Origin of the sequence: Streptomyces arenae (assembly GCF_022343545.1) — a bacterium.
Lineage (GTDB): Bacteria > Actinomycetota > Actinomycetes > Streptomycetales > Streptomycetaceae > Streptomyces > Streptomyces humi.
Genome location: NZ_JAKQYH010000070.1, coordinates 134,737 through 151,556 on the forward strand (window position 1 = coordinate 134,737; position 16,820 = coordinate 151,556).

The 16,820-nt window shown below is 72.5% G+C and carries 16 protein-coding genes; 6 read left to right on the forward strand and 10 right to left on the reverse strand.

What is annotated here, in order from left to right; all coding sequences use genetic code 11:
* The first annotated feature begins 171 nt into the window (after positions 1-171).
* Positions 172-912 carry a SigE family RNA polymerase sigma factor gene (locus MB828_RS33610; RefSeq protein ID WP_301651477.1) on the forward strand — a complete coding sequence of 247 codons (741 nt, stop codon included), beginning with the start codon at positions 172-174 and terminating at the stop codon, positions 910-912.
* Between the two features lie 242 nt (positions 913-1,154).
* Here the strand turns inward: MB828_RS33610 and MB828_RS33615 are convergent, their stop codons facing one another.
* A complete protein-coding gene (locus MB828_RS33615) occupies positions 1,155-1,799 on the reverse strand; it encodes a uridine kinase family protein (protein ID WP_301651478.1) in 645 nt (214 codons plus the stop codon).
* Between the two features lie 127 nt (positions 1,800-1,926).
* Between MB828_RS33615 and MB828_RS33620 the strand changes: the two genes are divergently transcribed.
* Positions 1,927-2,322 carry a hypothetical protein gene (locus MB828_RS33620; protein ID WP_301651479.1) on the forward strand — a complete coding sequence of 132 codons (396 nt, stop codon included), beginning with the start codon at positions 1,927-1,929 and terminating at the stop codon, positions 2,320-2,322.
* A gap of 68 nt (positions 2,323-2,390) precedes the next feature.
* Here the strand turns inward: MB828_RS33620 and MB828_RS33625 are convergent, their stop codons facing one another.
* From MB828_RS33625 to deoC, 3 genes are read right to left on the reverse strand one after another with little or no spacing between them, the layout of a single operon-like run.
* The gene (locus tag MB828_RS33625; protein ID WP_301651480.1) at positions 2,391-3,290 is read right to left on the reverse strand and encodes an aldehyde dehydrogenase family protein; all 900 of its coding nucleotides are present in this window, start codon (positions 3,288-3,290) and stop codon (positions 2,391-2,393) included.
* Entirely contained in the window at positions 3,283-4,719 is a 1,437-nt protein-coding gene (locus MB828_RS33630) for an aldehyde dehydrogenase family protein (RefSeq protein WP_301651539.1), read from the reverse strand. Before MB828_RS33630 ends, MB828_RS33625 begins: the two co-directional genes overlap by 8 nt.
* 20 nt (positions 4,720-4,739) lie before the next feature.
* A complete protein-coding gene (deoC, locus tag MB828_RS33635; protein WP_301651540.1) occupies positions 4,740-5,693 on the reverse strand; it encodes a deoxyribose-phosphate aldolase in 954 nt (317 codons plus the stop codon).
* 120 nt (positions 5,694-5,813) lie between these two features.
* On the opposite strand from deoC, the gene MB828_RS33640 reads away from it, so the two are divergent.
* On the forward strand, positions 5,814-6,476 hold the full coding sequence (locus MB828_RS33640; RefSeq protein ID WP_301651481.1) for a PH domain-containing protein: 663 nt from the start codon (positions 5,814-5,816) through the stop codon (positions 6,474-6,476).
* A 213-nt stretch (positions 6,477-6,689) separates the two neighbouring features.
* Positions 6,690-7,316, forward strand: coding sequence for a TetR/AcrR family transcriptional regulator (locus tag MB828_RS33645; protein ID WP_301651482.1), 627 nt, complete (start codon positions 6,690-6,692; stop codon positions 7,314-7,316).
* Between the two features lie 21 nt (positions 7,317-7,337).
* Here the strand turns inward: MB828_RS33645 and MB828_RS33650 are convergent, their stop codons facing one another.
* From MB828_RS33650 to MB828_RS33670, 5 genes are all read right to left on the reverse strand, one after another.
* Positions 7,338-8,102, reverse strand: a complete 765-nt coding sequence (locus tag MB828_RS33650; protein ID WP_301651483.1) for an SDR family NAD(P)-dependent oxidoreductase — start codon at positions 8,100-8,102, stop codon at positions 7,338-7,340.
* A 254-nt stretch (positions 8,103-8,356) separates the two neighbouring features.
* Positions 8,357-9,541 carry a hypothetical protein gene (locus MB828_RS33655; protein ID WP_430381467.1) on the reverse strand — a complete coding sequence of 395 codons (1,185 nt, stop codon included), beginning with the start codon at positions 9,539-9,541 and terminating at the stop codon, positions 8,357-8,359.
* 326 nt (positions 9,542-9,867) lie between these two features.
* On the reverse strand, positions 9,868-11,499 hold the full coding sequence (locus MB828_RS33660) for a phospho-sugar mutase (RefSeq protein ID WP_301651484.1): 1,632 nt from the start codon (positions 11,497-11,499) through the stop codon (positions 9,868-9,870).
* Positions 11,500-12,088: 589 nt separating this feature from the next.
* Positions 12,089-12,913 (reverse strand): purine-nucleoside phosphorylase, encoded by an 825-nt coding sequence (locus tag MB828_RS33665; protein WP_133025606.1) that lies wholly within the window; start codon positions 12,911-12,913, stop codon positions 12,089-12,091.
* 135 nt (positions 12,914-13,048) lie between these two features.
* Complete coding sequence (locus MB828_RS33670; RefSeq protein WP_133025605.1) at positions 13,049-13,489, reverse strand: gamma-glutamylcyclotransferase; 441 nt, start codon at positions 13,487-13,489, stop codon at positions 13,049-13,051.
* A 97-nt stretch (positions 13,490-13,586) separates the two neighbouring features.
* On the opposite strand from MB828_RS33670, the gene MB828_RS33675 reads away from it, so the two are divergent.
* Both MB828_RS33675 and MB828_RS33680 read left to right on the forward strand, forming a co-directional pair.
* A complete protein-coding gene (locus MB828_RS33675) occupies positions 13,587-15,035 on the forward strand; it encodes an NAD(P)H-quinone dehydrogenase (RefSeq protein WP_046731850.1) in 1,449 nt (482 codons plus the stop codon).
* A gap of 166 nt (positions 15,036-15,201) precedes the next feature.
* A complete protein-coding gene (locus MB828_RS33680) occupies positions 15,202-16,170 on the forward strand; it encodes a DeoR/GlpR family DNA-binding transcription regulator (protein WP_133025604.1) in 969 nt (322 codons plus the stop codon).
* Positions 16,171-16,207: 37 nt separating this feature from the next.
* Here the strand turns inward: MB828_RS33680 and MB828_RS33685 are convergent, their stop codons facing one another.
* Positions 16,208-16,756 carry a TetR/AcrR family transcriptional regulator gene (locus MB828_RS33685; RefSeq protein ID WP_301651485.1) on the reverse strand — a complete coding sequence of 183 codons (549 nt, stop codon included), beginning with the start codon at positions 16,754-16,756 and terminating at the stop codon, positions 16,208-16,210.
* Between the last annotated feature and the right edge of the window lie 64 nt (positions 16,757-16,820).

A 16,820-nucleotide genomic window follows, 5' to 3' on the forward strand; every position in this document is an offset into this window, starting at 1 on the left:
CGCTGTGCGACCGCTGTGGTCCTTCTGTGCCGGACCCCTGTGACAGGTCTGTGACAGTCGGCGGATACGGCCGTGAAGGTGGCCCGGCAGAGTTCTCGGCACAGGCAAGCGAGCGGGCGGCGCGGAGCCTGGGGGACCGAACTACCGGAAGTCCACGACGGGGGGCGCGAGATGAACACGCTGATCGGTCACAGCACCAGCGGCGCAGTGATCACGCGTCTGCACGACGTGCACCGGGGTTCCGAGAAGTCCGGTGCCGTGAGCGGGCGGGGGTGCGCTCGCGGCACCGGGCGTCAGCACACCGGTTACATGACGGTGGTTGACGGCGGCTCGGGGGAGTCGCACGGGGGATCCGCATACGGGGAGGACACGGGGGAGCGCCGTTCGCTGACCGAGGCGGAGTTCACCGCCTACGTCCAGGAGCGCCGCGCCTCCCTGTACGCGACCGCCTACCACCTGACCGGCGACCGCTTCGAGGCCGAGGACCTGCTGCAGAGCGCGCTGTTCTCGACGTACCGGGCGTGGGAGCGGATCAGCGACAAGGCGGCCGTCGGCGGTTACCTGCGGCGGACCATGACCAACCTGCACATCAGCGCCTGGCGGCGCCGCAAGCTCAACGAGTACCCGACCGAGGAACTGCCGGAGACGCCCGGCGACACGGACGCGATGAGCGGCACCGAGCTGCGCGCCGTCCTGTGGCAGGCGCTCGCCCGGCTCCCCGAGCTCCAGCGCACCATGCTGGTCCTGCGCTACTACGAGGGCCGCACGGACCCGGAGATCGCGGAGATCCTCGACATCAGTGTCGGCACGGTGAAGTCCAGCATCTGGCGGTCGCTCCGCCGGCTGCGCGAGGACGACGTCCTCAGCTTCGGCCGTGACGAGGAGAACGCCTTCGGGGAGCTCGTCGCCTGAAGGTAAGGGGATCCGGGGGGATCCCGACGGGGAAACCGGGGGAGACAGGGGCCCGGGGGAGGGTCCGGGGGGACCACGGGGGAGAGCGGGTCCGGGGGGACTCGCGCGGTAAGCACGGGGGAGCTCCGCCACGGGGGACACGGGGGTGTTCGGCGGAGCGACGGGGGAAGCGGGACTGGAGGGCCGGGGGGTCCGTCCAGTCCCGCTTTTTTCTGCTTTCCTCTACGGCCCGGATACGACCGTCACGCGGCCGGTGCCTGGGTCCGGTCCCGGGTCTGCCGGCCCACCGCTGCCGCGGCCATCCGGGACAGTGCCTCGTCGCGGTCGCACGGGTGCGCGCCCAGTGCCACCTGGCGGGCCACGATGGTGCGTTCGGCGCGCATCAGCCGCCAGCCGCGGCGCAGCAGGAACGGCACCGACTTACGGCCCTCCCTGAGGTCGCGCAGGAAGCGGCGCCGGAAGGTCTTCACCGGACCCCGGCTGAGGCACAGCGCGTCGGCCAGCAGCCCCAGTTCGCGGCAGCGCTGCACGATCTCGGCGGCGAAGATGCCCTCCGCGATGAACAGCGGGGTGCGGCCGATGCGCAGGGTCTCCTCGCCGGTGCGGGCACTCAGCGCGATGTCGTACACGGGCACGCCCGCCGAACCCGTCGCGCACAGCCGGCCGATGGCCTCGACCGCCACCTCGGCGTCCCAGGACTCCGGGTGGTCCCAGTCGATGTCCGAACTCCCCGCCACCAGCGGCAGGGTCGGGTCGGAACCCTCCTTGTAGAAGTCGTCGAGACGCAGCACGGGAAGCCCGGAACGGGCGGCGACGAGGGACTTGCCCGAGCCCGAGGGGCCGCACAGCAGCACGACGCGGGCGGGGGGCGGAGGATGAATGCTCACGGAACACCAGTTTGACGCATGGGGGGCGTCCTGCCGACCCCGCGGGTCGGCTTTGGAGCGTGACTCACACCTCAACTACCCTGTGTGCCGAACAGATCACCCTGCGCACCCGAAGGTGGCACCAGCGATGGCCCGACACGCGTCCTCCCCGAACCCGACCGCCCCGCGCGCGCTGGTCGCGCTCGCGACCGCCTCAGTCGCGCTCGGCGCGGGCGCCGCGACGGCCGCGGCGGACACCAGGCCCGGGGCGGACGTGGCGCGGACCCAGCCCACCTCGGTCGGTCACGTCGACCCGCAGGCGGGCGTGCGGGCGCTGTCCGGCATGCTGCCGTACGTCACGGGGGCGGTGGCCGGCCTGAAGCCGAACCCCCTCGCGGGCACGGGTGTCGACCCGCTGGACAACGGCGTCGGCACCCAACTCGCCGACTTCAAGCCGCTGACCTCCAAGACACTGACGGGACCGGTGGCGCAGGCCCCGTCGGTGGGGGCGCTCCCGGTGGTCGGGAAGGCCCTGCGGGGCTGAGCGCCCCCGAAAGGGCGGGGCTGCGCGACCGGCCACGGCCGGCCCGCAGGTCCCCACGACCCCGTCTCCTAGTACGACGAACCCGACGCTCCCAGCGACCCGGTCGGGTGCCACACCGTCTTCGTCTCCAGGAACGCCGTCAGGCGGTCGGTCCCCGGCGTCACCGTCCAGTCGTCCACAGGCTGTGGACGCAGTACGCGCTTCAGGTTGTCGGCCGCCGCGATCTCCAGCTCCTTCGCCAGCGCCTCGTCGGCGCCCGCGAGGTCGATCGCGTTGACGTCCTGGTGGGCGGCGAGGGGCGGCGCGATCTCCGCCGTACGGCCGGAGAGGACGTTGACGACCCCGCCCGGCACGTCGGAGGTGGCGAGCACCTCGGCCAGCGAGAGGGCCGGCAGCGGGGACTTCTCGCTCGCGACGACGACCGCCGTGTTGCCGGTCGCGATCACCGGCGCGAGCACGGACACCAGGCCCAGGAACGACGACTCCTGCGGGGCCAGCACGGCGACCACGCCGGTCGGCTCGGGGGAGGAGAGGTTGAAGAAGGGGCCCGCGACCGGGTTGCCGCCGCCGACCACCTGGGCGATCTTGTCGGTCCAGCCCGCGTACCAGACCCAGCGGTCGACGGCCGCGTCCACGACGGCGCCCGCCTTGGACTTGCCGAGGCCCTCGGCGTCCGCGACCTCGCGCACGAACTGGTCCCGGCGGCCCTCCAGCATCTCCGCGACGCGGTACAGGACCTGGCCCCGGTTGTAGGCGGTGGCCCCGGCCCAGCCGCCGAACGCCTTGCGCGCGGCCACGACCGCGTCCCGGGCGTCCTTACGGCTCGACTGCGGAGCGTTGGCCAGCCAGTTGCCCTTCGAGTCCGTCACCTCGTACACCCGGCCGCTCTCGGAACGCGGGAACTTCCCGCCGACGTACAGCTTGTAGGTCTTGAAGACGCTCAGACGTTCATTGGTGCGGTCAGACATCGAGGTACGCCTCCAGGCCGTGACGACCGCCCTCGCGGCCGAAGCCCGACTCCTTGTAACCGCCGAACGGCGAGGTCGGGTCGAACTTGTTGAACGTGTTGGACCAGACGACGCCCGCGCGCAGCTTGTTCGCGACGGCCAGGATCCGGGAGCCCTTCTCCGTCCAGATGCCGGCGGAGAGGCCGTACTGCGTGTTGTTGGCCTTCGCCACCGCCTCGTCCGGGGTGCGGAAGGTGAGCACCGACAGCACCGGGCCGAAGATCTCGTCGCGGGCGATGGTGTGCGCCTGGGTGACGTTCGTGAAGAGCGTCGGGGCGAACCAGTAGCCCGCGGACGGCAGTTCGCAGGCCGGGGACCAGCGCTCGGCGCCCTCCGCCTCGCCCTGGTCGGCGAGCGTGGTGATCCGGGCCAGCTGCTCGGCGGAGTTGATCGCGCCGATGTCCGTGTTCTTGTCCAGCGGGTCGCCGAGGCGGAGCGTGGACAGCCGGCGCTTCAGGGAGTCCAGCAGCTCGTCGTGGACCGACTCTTGGACGAGCAGTCGGCTGCCCGCGCAGCAGACCTGGCCCTGGTTGAAGAAGATGCCGGTGACGATCCCCTCGACGGCCTGGTCGATCGGGGCGTCGTCGAAGACGATGTTGGCGCCCTTGCCGCCCAGTTCGAGGGTGAGCTTCTTGCGGGTGCCCGCGACGGTCCGGGCGATCTCCTTGCCGACCGCGGTGGAGCCGGTGAAGGCGACCTTGTTGACGTCGGGGTGGGCGACGAGCGCGGCGCCCGCGTCGCCGTAGCCGGGGAGGATGTTGACGACACCCTTGGGCAGGCCCGCCTGACGGCAGATGTCCGCGAAGAACAGGGCCGACAGCGGCGTGGTCTCCGCGGGCTTGAGGACGACCGTGTTGCCCGTCGCCAGCGCCGGGGCGATCTTCCACGCCAGCATCAGGAGCGGGAAGTTCCAGGGGATGACCTGGCCGGCGACGCCGAGCGGCCGCGGGTTCGCGCCGTACCCGGCGTGGTCGAGCTTGTCGGCCCAGCCCGCGTAGTAGAAGAAGTGCGCGGCGACCAGGGGGAGGTCCGCGTCGCGGGTCTCCTTGATCGGCTTGCCGTTGTCGAGGGTCTCCAGGACGGCGAGCTCGCGCGAGCGCTCCTGGATGATCCGGGCGATGCGGAAGAGGTACTTGGCGCGCTCGGAGCCCGGCAGCGCGGACCACTTCTCGAACGCCTTGCTGGCGGCGCGCACGGCGCGGTCGACGTCCGCCTCACCGGCCCGGGCGACCTCGGCGAGGACCTCCTCGGTCGACGGGCTGACGGTCTTGAAGACCTTGCCGTCGGCCGCCTCCGTGAACTCGCCGTCGATGAACAGGCCGTAGGACGGGGCGATGTCGACGACGGAGCGGGACTCGGGCGCCGGTGCGTACTCGAAAGCGGTGGTCATCTTTTCCTTGGCCATGGTGATCAGTCCACCGTCACGTAGTCGGGGCCGGAGTAGCGGCCGGTGGCCAGCTTCTGACGCTGCATCAGCAGGTCGTTCAGGAGCGAGGAGGCACCGAAGCGGAACCAGTGGTGGTCCAGCCAGTCCGCGCCCACGGTCTCGTTGACCAGGACGAGGAACTTGATCGCGTCCTTGCTGGTCCGGATGCCGCCGGCCGGCTTGACGCCGACCTGGACGCCCGTCTGCGCCCGGAAGTCGCGGACGGCCTCCAGCATGAGCAGGGTGTTCGCCGGGGTCGCGTTCACCGCCACCTTGCCGGTGGAGGTCTTGATGAAGTCGGCGCCCGCCAGCATGCCGAGCCAGGAGGCCCGGCGGATGTTGTCGTACGTCGACAGCTCGCCGGTCTCGAAGATGACCTTGAGCCGGGCGGCGGCCCCGCAGGCCTCCTTCACGGCGGTGATCTCGTCGTACACCTTGCGGTAGTTCCCGGCGAGGAACGCGCCGCGGTCGATGACCATGTCGATCTCGTCGGCGCCCGCGGCCACGGCGTCCCGCACGTCGGCGAGCTTCACCGGCAGGGCCGCGCGACCCGCGGGGAAGGCGGTGGCGACCGAGGCGACCTTGACGGACGAGCCGGCGACCGCCTCCTTGGCGGCGGCCACCATGTCGGGGTAGACGCAGACGGCGGCCGTGGCGGGGGTCGTACGGTCCGTGGGATCGGGGCGGACCGCCTTGGCGCCGAGCGCCCGGACCTTGCCCGGGGTGTCCGCGCCTTCCAGCGTCGTCAGGTCGACCATCGAGATGGCGAGGTCGATGGCGTACGCCTTCGCGGTGGTCTTGATCGAACGGGTGCCGAGCGAGGCGGCGCGCGCCTCCAGGCCGACCGCGTCGACGCCGGGCAGCCCGTGGAGGAAGCGGCGCAGCGTGCTGTCGGACGCGGTGACGTCAGCAAGTGCGTGGGGTGCGGTGGTGGGCATGGTCACCAGCCGAGCATATCTACGCGCGTAGCGGCTGTACACCCCGAGGGGACGGTTCTTCTGTGGCGCGGCCACGCCCCCCACCGCGCTCCCGGGCGCGGCTGAGGCAGAATCGGCGGCATGACCACGCCCCTCGTCAAGGACCGCACCTACCGCTCGCCCATGGCCCTGGTAGGTGGCGTACTGCTGCTCGCCATCATCGGCTGGCTCGGCATCGACGCGCTGATCCGCGGGCACGGCCGTACCCCCTGGCTCGCCCTGGCCATGATGATCCTCCTCGTGCCGCTGGTGGTTGCCTTCACCCTGCGCCCCGCGGTGTTCGCGGGCGAGGACCGGCTGCGGATCCGCAACCCGTTCCGGGTGATCACCCTGCCGTGGGCGGAGGTCGCCGCCCTGCGCTCGGGTTTCTCGAACGAGGTGGTCACCAGCTCCGGGGCGAAGTACCAGCTGTGGGCGATCCCCGTCTCGCTGCGCGGCCGCAAGAGGGCGGCGCGCCGGACGGCGAAGTCCGAGGCGGACGCGCAGCGCGGCCGGACGGCTGCCGCGGGACCGCGGTCCGCCGGGGTGGGCGCCGGTTTCCGGCCGGTGCGGGACACCGACGGCGCGGGTGGTCCGGCGCGCGCGGAGGCCGACCAGATCATGGACGAACTGCGGCAGCTGCTGGAGAGCAGGTCGGCGGCGGAGTCTGCGCGGGGCGAGGTGACGGTGCGCTGGGCCTACGAGGTGGCCGCGCCGGCCGTGGCAGGAGCGGTGCTGCTGGCGATCCTGCTGGCGGTGGGGTAGCGGCAGCCCCTGCGGGGCGGTGGAGTAGCGGCAGCCCCCGCGGGGCGGTGGAGTAGCGGCAGCCCCCGCGGGGTGGTGCGGCAGAGGCAGCCCGCGACCCCCGGCTCGGCATCGTCGGCGGCACGGTCGCCAGCCGTGGTGCCGGCGGGCACGGTCCTCGCCGGCTGACCCGTACAGTGGACCGTCCAGTCCACTCGTCGCGGAGGCCGGTCCATGCGCAGGGAACTCACGGCCAAGGGCAGGGCCACCCGGCACCGGATCGTCGAGGGGGCCGCCGAGGTGCTGCGCGAACAGGGGGTCGGCTCCGTGACCCTCGACGACGTGCTGGCGCGTACCAGCGCCAGCAAGGGCCAGCTCTTCCACTACTTCCCCGGAGGCAAGGACGAACTGCTGCTCGCGGTCGCGGAGTTCGAGGCCGATCAGGTGCTCGAGGACCAGCAGCCGTACCTCGGCTGTCTCGACTCCTGGGAGAACTGGCAGCGGTGGCGTGACCAGGTGGTGGCCCGCTACGAGATCCTGGGCGACACCTGCCCCCTCGGGTCGCTGTTCCTCCAGGTCGGGCGTTCGACGCCGGGGGCGCGGGCGATCGTCGCCGAGTTGATGCGACGCTGGCAGGAGAGCCTGGCGGCGGGCATCCACGCGCTGTGGGCGGCCTCCGGCCGGTCCGCCGAGTTCGACGTCGACGCGCGGGCCGCCGCCCTGCTGGCCGCGATCCAGGGCGGCGTGTCCATCCTGCTGTCGACGGGACGCTCCGACCACCTGCGGGCCGCCCTCGACCAGGGCATCGCGGACCTGCGACGCGACCTCACGCCGCAGGCCCGGGCTGTCACACCGGGGTGACCGCCGCGGCCGTACGGCCCCTCACGCGGCGACCACCGCGACGCCCATGCGGCCGCCGTCCACGTCGAGCACGGTCCCGTGCACGAACGAGGCCTCGTCGGAGGCCAGATACACCGCCGCGCTCGCGATCGCGTCCGGCGTGCCCATGCCGCCCGCCGGTGTCCCCTTCATCATGCCCGCGCCGATGGCGGCGACCTCGGCGTCCGACGGCAGTATCGCGCCCGGCGAGATCGCGTTCACCCGCACCCCCTGCGGCCCGAACTCCGCCGCCCAGGACCGGGTCAGGGTCTCCAGGGCCCCCTTGGTCGAGCTGTACAGCGCGGCGACGGAGATGCCCAGGCGGGCGATCCACGAGCTCAGGTTGATGACCGCTCCGCCGCCCGCCTCGGCCATCGTGGGCGCGACGGCCGCCGTCAGGAAGAACGGAGCCTTCACGTTCACCGCGTACACCTCGTCGAAGGTCTTCTCGTCGGTGGCGGCGGTCGAGTCGGCGGGATAGACGCCCGCGTTGTTGACGAGCACGTCGACACGGCCGCCCAGCACCCTGGTCGCCTCCTCGGCGAGCGCCCGCGAGGCTGCGGCGCTCCCGTCAAGCTCGGCCCGCACGAAGTCGGCCCGCCCGCCCCGGGCCCGGATCGCCTCCACCACCTCGGCCCCGCGCGCGGCACTGCGCCCGGAGACGACGACATGAGCCCCTTCGGCGGCGAACGCCTCCGCGATCGCCCGCCCGATGTTGCTGGTGGATCCGGTCACCAGCGCGGTCTTTCCCGCCAGTCGCATGCCCATGATCAAGCCTCCGTGTCCTCGGTTCCCGGTCAGGTGCGGACCACTGTGCGCCCAGAAAAATGGACCAGCAAGTCCAGAAAGCGCACGTGGGGCACGCCGGGAGGGGCGGCCTGCCGGATGACTGTCCTGCCGCTGTCAGCGTCTGTCCGTGGCCCGAGGGTGTCCTGTTCCCGCGAAGGTGATCCAGCAGGTCTCCCGGCCGCTGTCGAGCGTGATGGCAGGGCGCGGCGGCCCCGCGCTCCACGGCCGTCCCGTCACGGCGCGCTCGGCCACACCAGGAGCATGTAGGCCCCGCAGTACGCCGATCCCAGCACCGCCGCCGTCAGCGTGAGCACCCGCAACCGCCGGGAGGCACGGGCCAGATACCCGGCGAGCGGCAGCAGCAGCGGGAAGCCGGGGAGCAGGAAACGGGCGCGCGGGAAGTACACCCCGCCGCTCGTCAGCACGATCACCAGCAGCACCCCGCCGAACACCAGCAGCGGCACCGGCTGCCGGTCCGCCACCGCGCACCCGAACAGCACCACCGAGACCAGCATCGTCACACTCACCACGACCAGGAACAGCTCCGGCCGCGACACCTGCCCGAACAGCTGCCGCAGCCAGCGCACGGTCTGCGCACCGCCGTCCACCTCGTTGTGCCACATCCGCTGCACGGCGAAGTACCCGTCCCAGCGGCCGAGCCTGACGCCCACCCAGCCGACGTACGCGCACCAGCCGAGCGGGGCGGCCAGCGCCGCGGCCAGCACCCGCGCCGAGAAACGGGTGCGCAGCGACAACAGGGCGGTCACCGTCACCGCCGCGGCCACCGCGATCCCGGTCGGCCGGGTCAGCCCGGCGAGCACCGCGCCCGCCGCCGCCCACCACCAGCGCCCGGCCAGCACCGCGTACAGCGTCCACGCGGCGAACGCCGTGAAGAGCGACTCGGTGTAGCCCATCCACTGGACGAGACCCACCGGGTACGCCGCCCACAGCACGGTCAGCAGCACCCCCGTCCGGCGCCCGGCCAGCCGGTCGCCCACCGCGAACACCCCCCAGGCGGCGGCCAGCGAGGCCAGCCACGCGAGCGCCAGGCCGGTACTGGCCCGGGTCCCCGGGGTCACCACCGCGGCCGCCTTGACCAGCAGCGGGTAGAGCGGGAAGAAGGCGAGGTTGTTGTGGTCGTAGGCGACGCCCAGCGCGTGCGCGTAGCCGTGGTCCGCGATGCCCAGGTACCAGCGCGAGTCCCACTGCGTCGCCAGCATCGGCCAGATCCCGTGGTGCCGCCGGTGCGCCCAGACGGCCAGGAACGCCAGGCCGGTGAACCGGACGGCGAGATACCCCGCCAGCGCCGGGGCCGCCCGGCGCAGGGTGGGGCGCGGGGCCGTCGCGGACGGCGGGCCGGGTCGTCGGGTGCCCGGGATGTGCCCGCTGGGGACGGTGTCGGGGGCGGTCGAGGACACGGCGGCGGCTCCTGTACGACGGCTGTTGGCGCGGGCGTTACCGCTCCACCGTTTCCCGGCCGCCGGGGCCGCACGTGGAGCCCGGGTCACCTACTGACGGGAAATCACCCGATGGGGTGCCCCGGACTCGTACATGGGGGAGGGAGGTGTGCGGTGCGCTGGGCCGTGGGCCGTGGGCCGTGGGCCGCGCGGCGTCGGCCGTGTGCGGTGTGGGGTGTGCCGTCGGCCGTGTGCGGTGGCGCGGTGTGGTGGCGCTGTGTCGTGTGCGGTGGCGCTGTGCCGTGGTGCGGGAAGTGGTGGGCGCCGGGCGGGGCGCCCACCGGTTCTCAGATGCCGGCTGCCGTGGAGAGGTCCTGCTTGATCGCGGCGAGCAGGTCGGCCGCCTTCGCGCGGGCCGCGGGCAGCTCGTGATGGTCCGCTACCGGGACGACCACCTCCAGGTAGCACTTCAGCTTGGGCTCGGTGCCGCTGGGGCGGACGACGACCCGGGCGCCGGTCAGGGTGTAGCGGAGGCCGTCGGTGGGCGGGAGCGTGTCCGTGCCCTGGGTGAGGTCCTCGGCCCTGGTGACCGGCAGGCCCGCGAGACCGGTGGGGGGCTGCTCGCGCAGGCGGCGCATCGCGTCCGCGATGACGGAGAGATCCTGGACGCGGACCGAGAGCTGGTCGGTGGCGTGCAGGCCGTGTTCGACGGCGAGGTCGTCGAGGAGGTCGAGGAGCGTGCGGCCTTCTTCCTTGAGGGCCGAGGCCAGTTCGGTGATCAGGAGGGCCGCGGTGATGCCGTCCTTGTCGCGTACGCCGTCGGGGTCGACGCAGTAGCCGAGGGCCTCCTCGTAGCCGTAGCGCAGGCCGTCGACGCGGGCGATCCACTTGAAGCCGGTGAGGGTCTCCTCGTAGGGCAGGCCCGCCTTCTCGGCGATGCGGCCGAGGAGGCTGGAGGAGACGATCGACTCGGCGAACACGCCGGTGGCGCCGCGGCGGACCAGGTGGGCGGCGAGGAGCGAGCCGACCTCGTCGCCGCGGAGCATGCGCCACTCGCCGTCGTCCTTGACGGCGGCGGCGCAGCGGTCGGCGTCGGGGTCGTTGGCGATGACCAGGTCGGGGTCGGTGGCGCGGGCCTGCGCGAAGGCCAGGTCCATCGCGCCGGGTTCCTCCGGGTTGGGGAACGCGACGGTCGGGAAGTCCGGGTCCGGGTCGGCCTGTTCGGCGACGAGGACGGGGGCGGGGAAGCCGGCGCGGGCGAAGGCGGCGAGCAGGGTGTCCTTGCCGACGCCGTGCATGGCCGTGTAGACCGTGCGGGCGGTTCGGGGGGAACCGGGGGCCAGGACGGCGTCCGTACGGGCCAGGTAGGCCTCCAGGACGGTGTCGTCGAGGGTTTCCCAGCCGGTGTCGGGGCGGGGAACGTCGTGGAGACTGGTGATCGCGTCGATCTCGGCGGCGATCCCGGCGTCGGCGGGCGGGACGATCTGGGAGCCGTCGCCGAGGTACACCTTGTAGCCGTTGTCGCGGGGCGGGTTGTGGCTGGCGGTGACCTCCACGCCGGCGACCGCGCCGAGGTGCCGGACGGCGAACGCCAGGACGGGGGTGGGGAGGGGGCGGGGGAGTACGACGGCCCGGAGGCCGGCGCCGGTCATGACGGCGGCGGTGTCACGGGCGAAGTCGGCGGACTTGTGACGGGCGTCGTAGCCGATCACGACGGTGCCGGTGCCCTGGCCCTGCTTCCTCAGGTACGCGGCGAGGCCCGCGGCGGCGCGGATGACGACGGCGCGGTTCATGCGCATCGGGCCGGCGCCGAGCTCACCGCGGAGGCCGGCGGTGCCGAACTGGAGGGTGCCGCTGAAGCGGGCTTCGAGTTCCTCGGTGGCACCGGCGTCGATCAGCTTGGCCAGTTCGTCGCGGGTGTCCGGGTCGGGGTCCTCGGCGAGCCAGGTCCTGGCCCGGGCGGTGAGATCGTCGTGCACGGTCGGTCTCCTGGTCTCGGGTGATTCGCGTGGATGCCTGCGGCGCCGCCGCGGCTTCGGTGGGGGTGCGCGTAGCGCCTACGGGTGGTGGGTGAGTCGGGGCCGGGGAGGGGAGTCCCCGTCCTCGGACCGGCGGTGCCGTCTCTCCTGCTGCACGGCTTGCGAAACGCCGGCCACTGCGGGCGGGAACTCCCCACCCCGTCCCCTTCCCGCCGCGGGCGAGTGCACCCCGGGGAGGGGGAGGGGAGGGGGAGAGAAGGGGCTGAGGCGGAGTCCACCATTCCGTCGGGGGGCGGGTCCGCCATCCCGTCGGGGGGCGGGTCCGCCGTTCCGTCGGGGGGCGGGTCCGCCGTTCCGTCGGGGGGCGGGTGCACCGTTCCGTCACGGCGGGCGGGTGCGCCGTTCCGTCACCGGGGCCGGTTCGGTGCTCCGTCGGGGGGAGGCGGGTGCGCCGTTGCGTCAGGGTGACCGGGTGCACCGTTCCGGCGGGGGGTGCGGGCAGCGCCCCGGCAGGGGCGCGGGGAACTGCGCGATCGGCCACGGCGGGGGCGCGGACGCTCCGCGGCCTTGGTGGCACCCTCTGCGGCGTTTACAGCCGGCCGAGTACCTGCGTCAGCAGCTCGCCCATGCGCGCCGCCGAGTCACGGCCCGCCTGGAGGACCTCCTCGTGGTTCAGGGGCTCGCCCGTCATGCCCGCCGCGAGGTTGGTGACCAGGGAGATGCCCAGGACCTCGGCGCCCGCCTCGCGCGCGGCGATCGCCTCCAGGACCGTCGACATGCCCACCAGGTCCGCACCGATCACGCGGGCCATGCGGATCTCGGCCGGAGTCTCGTAGTGCGGGCCGGGGAACTGGGCGTAGACGCCCTCTTCGAGGCTGGCGTCGACCTCCTTGCACAGCGCGCGCAGGCGCGGCGAGTACAGGTCGGTCAGGTCGACGAAGTTCGCACCGATGATCGGGGAGGTCGCCGTGAGGTTGATGTGGTCGCTGATGAGGACCGGCTGACCCGGGCGCATGCCCTCGCGCAGACCTCCGCAGCCGTTGGTGAGGATGATCGTCTTGCAGCCGGCGGCGACGGCCGTGCGGACGCCGTGCGCGACGGCGGCCACCCCCCGGCCCTCGTAGTAGTGCGTGCGGCCCAGGAAGACCAGTGCTCGCTTGTCACCGATGGAGTACGAGCGGATCTTGCCCCCGTGACCCTCCACGGCCGGCGGCGGGAAGCCGGGCAGCTCGGTGACATGGAACTCGGCGTCGGGAGCGCCCAGGGCGTCGACGGCCGGAGCCCAGCCGGAGCCCATCACGAGGGCGACGTCGTGGGTCTCGGCGCCCGTGAGTACGCGCAGGCGCGCGGCGGCCGCGTCGGCGGCGGCGTGGGGGTCGCCCTGGATGTCGTCCGGAAGGAGAGATGCGTTCACGCGATGAGAGTAGCCGGTCTGGGCCTACGCGCGTAGATGACGGAGCTCACGGGATGGCGATCGTTGTCTTGTCGTTTCCAACCATCCGTGTGACGCAGGCGACCTTTGTGGTGGCTGTGGGCGGTCTGTGCGACTTCAGCAGGGGCGCTTGCGGAGTTCCATCACGTAGTCGTGGGGGGCGCCCGCGGACTCCGCCGCGTCGGCGATCTCGCCGAGGTAGCGGGCCGAGGGGAGGCCGCCCTCGTAGCCGTCGAGGACGTAGAGCCAGGCGGGCTCCTCGCCCTCCAGGGTGTGCACGCGCACCCGGGCGCGGCGGTAGATGCCCAGGCCGACGCCCTCCCAGCGGTCCATGGACTCCTCGTCCATCGGGGCGATGTCGTAGAGACCGACGAAGACCTGGGAGAGCGGGTCCTCGACGATCGTCGCCAGCGAGCCCTCCCAGCCCATCTGCTCGCCACCGAAGGTCAGCCGCCATCCGTTCAGCCAGCCGGTGGCGCGCAGGGGGGAGTGCGGTGCGCGGCGGGACATCAGCCGCGCGTCGAGATTGCCGGCGTACGCGGCGTAGAGCGACGACATGGGGAGAGGGTACGGCAGCCGCACCGTGTGCCACTCCTGTCCCAGGCGGCGCCGGGTGGCGCCCCCCGGGCAGTAGCACCTTGAAGCGTGCGGGACAATGGAGTACGTGACTCGGATCGTGATCATCGGTGGCGGACCCGGCGGCTATGAGGCGGCGCTGGTGGCCGCGCAGCTCGGCGCGGAGGTGACCGTCGTCGACTGCGACGGTCTGGGCGGAGCGTCGGTGCTGACCGACTGCGTGCCGTCGAAGACCCTTATCGCTACGGCCGAGGTCATGACGACCTTCGATTCGTCGTACGAAGAGCTGGGGATCATCGTCGCCGACGACACTCCGCCGCTGGAGCAGGCTGCCCGGGTGGTGGGGGTCGATCTGGGGAAGGTCAACCGGCGTGTGAAGCGGCTCGCGCTGGCGCAGTCGCACGACATCACCGCGTCTGTGACCCGCGCCGGTGCGCGGGTCATGCGGGGGCGGGGGCGGCTGGAGGGCATGCAGGCCCTGGACGGGTCGCGCAAGGTCGTCGTGAGCGCGGCGGACGGGAGTGAGGAGACTCTTGTCGCGGACGCGGTGCTCATCGCCACCGGCGGGCATCCCCGTGAGGTGCCCGACGCGCAGCCCGACGGCGAGCGGATCCTGAACTGGACGCAGGTGTACGACCTCGACGAGCTGCCCGAGGAGCTCATCGTGGTCGGGTCGGGTGTGACGGGTGCCGAGTTCGCCGGTGCCTACCAGGCGCTGGGGTCGAAGGTCACGCTGGTGTCGTCGCGGGACCGGGTGCTGCCCGGTGAGGACCCGGACGCGGCCGCCGTGCTGGAGGACGTCTTCCGGCGGCGCGGCATGAACGTCATGGCCCGGTCGCGGGCGGCGGCGGCCAAGCGGGTGGGCGACCGGGTGGAGGTGACGCTGGCGGACGGCCGGGTCATCAGCGGTTCGCACTGTCTGATGGCCGTCGGTGCCATTCCGAACAGTGCCGGTCTGGGGCTGGAGGAGGCCGGCGTCAAGCTGCGCGACTCCGGGCACATCTGGACCGACAAGGTGTCCAGGACGACCGCGCCGGGTGTCTACGCCGCCGGTGACGTGACCGGTGTGTTCGCCCTCGCGTCGGTGGCCGCGATGCAGGGGCGTATCGCCATGTACCACTTCCTCGGTGACGCGGTGGCGCCGCTGAACCTGAAGACCGTCTCGTCGAACGTGTTCACCGACCCGGAGATCGCGACGGTGGGTTACACGCAGGCCGACGTGGACGCGGGCAAGATCGACGCCCGGGTCGTGAAGCTGCCGTTGCTGCGCAACCCGCGCGCCAAGATGCAGGGCATCCGGGACGGCTTCGTGAAGATGTTCTGCCGGCCGGGCACGGGGATCGTGGTGGGCGGTGTGGTGGTCGCGCCGCGCGCCTCGGAGCTGATCCATCCGATCTCGATCGCCGTCGACAACAATCTGACGGTCGAACAGATCGCGAACGCGTTCACCGTGTATCCGTCCCTTTCGGGGTCGATCGCGGAGGTCGCGCGGCAGCTGCACACCCGGAAGACCGGCGGCGAGGCCTGACGGCCGGAACCGACTCCCCGCTGGTCACGGGGAGTTGTCGAGCATGCGTACGGCATAGTCGGGGTGGGTAGGCTCTATACCACTTCCGACCCTACTGTGCGAACAACTTCTGCTATTCGGCGCAAACTGCTGAAAGCAGACGGTCGTTGGGGTTACTGTCAGTTTCGTGTTCGCTGCAGAACGTCGCCAATTGATCCTCGAAATGGTGCGAGCGAACGGGGCCGTGTCGCTCCGTGAGCTCGCCCGCGTCGTCCAGACCTCCGAAGTGACCGTACGGCGGGACGTGCGCGCACTGGAGGCAGAAGGACTCCTCGACCGCCGGCATGGCGGTGCGGTATTGCCGGGCGGGTTCACGCGGGAGTCCGGCTTTCCGCAGAAGTCTCATCTCGCGACCGCCGAGAAGACGGCCATCGCCGATCTCGCCGCGGGCCTCGTCGAAGAAGGCGAGGCCATCGTGGTCGGAGCGGGAACCACCACGCAGGAACTCGCCCGCCGGCTGGCGAGAGTGCCCGGCCTCACCGTCGTCACCAACTCACTGCTGGTGGCACAGGCGTTGGCGCATGCCAACCGGGTCGAGGTCGTGATGACCGGCGGAACCCTGCGGGGCTCCAACTACGCGCTCGTCGGCTCCGGTGCGGAGCAGTCCCTCCAAGGGCTGCGCGTGTCACGGGCCTTCATCTCCGGGAGCGGCCTGACGGCCGAACGCGGGCTGTCCACGTCCAACATGCTGTCGGCGTCCGTCGACCGGGCGCTGGTGCAGGCCGCCGCGGAGGTCGTGGTCCTCGCCGACCACACCAAGCTCGGTACGGACACGATGTTCCAGACCGTACCGACCGACCTCATCACCCGGCTGGTCACGGACGAGCCGCCGGCTCACGACGACCGGGCCGGCACCGAACTCCAGGCCCTCGCCGACCAGGGGGTGCAGATCGCCGTGGCCGGGGCGTCCGGGAGCCCGGGGGGTGACCAGGTCCCGGCGCGTCAGCAACAGCACCAGCAGCGCCGGGACGTCGCCCTGCCGGGACCGCGGCGAGGTGTGCCCGGCTCGGGGCTGCGGTCGGCTTCCGTGCTGGGGGGAGAGCAGCCGACGGGTACCGAACAGCGGGGGCGGGTCGCCGACATGCGCCGGCGGTAGCCGCCCACCGGCCCGGCCCCGCGCCCCGGACGGGGCACTAGGGCTTGAGTCCCCGCAGCGTCAGGGACAGCAAGCGGTCCGCCAGATCCGGGTCTCCCGGTGACTCCTCACCCGCCAGGGCGATGGCATGGGTGAGTTGGAGCAGGTCGCCGATCTCCACATCGGTGCGGACCGTCCCCGCCTGCTGGGCACGGGTCAGCAGTGCCGTGCCCGCCTCCCTCATCGGGGTGCCGCAGCGGGACAGGGCCGAGGCAGAGCCGGCGGACGACGCCGACATCAGGGCCCTCGACAGGCCCCGGTAGGCCGCCGCGTGCGTGACCACCTCGCGCAGCCAGGTCAGCAGGGCCCGGCACGGGTCGGGAGCCGCCCGCAGTGCGCGGGCCCGCGCCAGGAGTTCGTCGACGGCGTCCTCGAAGACCGCGCTCATCAGGGCGTGCCGGTTCGGGAAGTGCCGGTAGAGGGTGCCGATGCCCAGGCCCGCCCGGCGGGCCACGTCCTCCAGCGAGGCGTCGGTGCCGTGTTCGGCGAACACGGCACGGGCCTCGGCGAGCAGCCGGTCGTGGTTGCGGCGGGCGTCGGCGCGCATGGGCCGTTCCAGAAAGTCGGGCGCCCGGCGAACGGTCGGAAGTCGTTCGCCGGGCGGCGCGTGC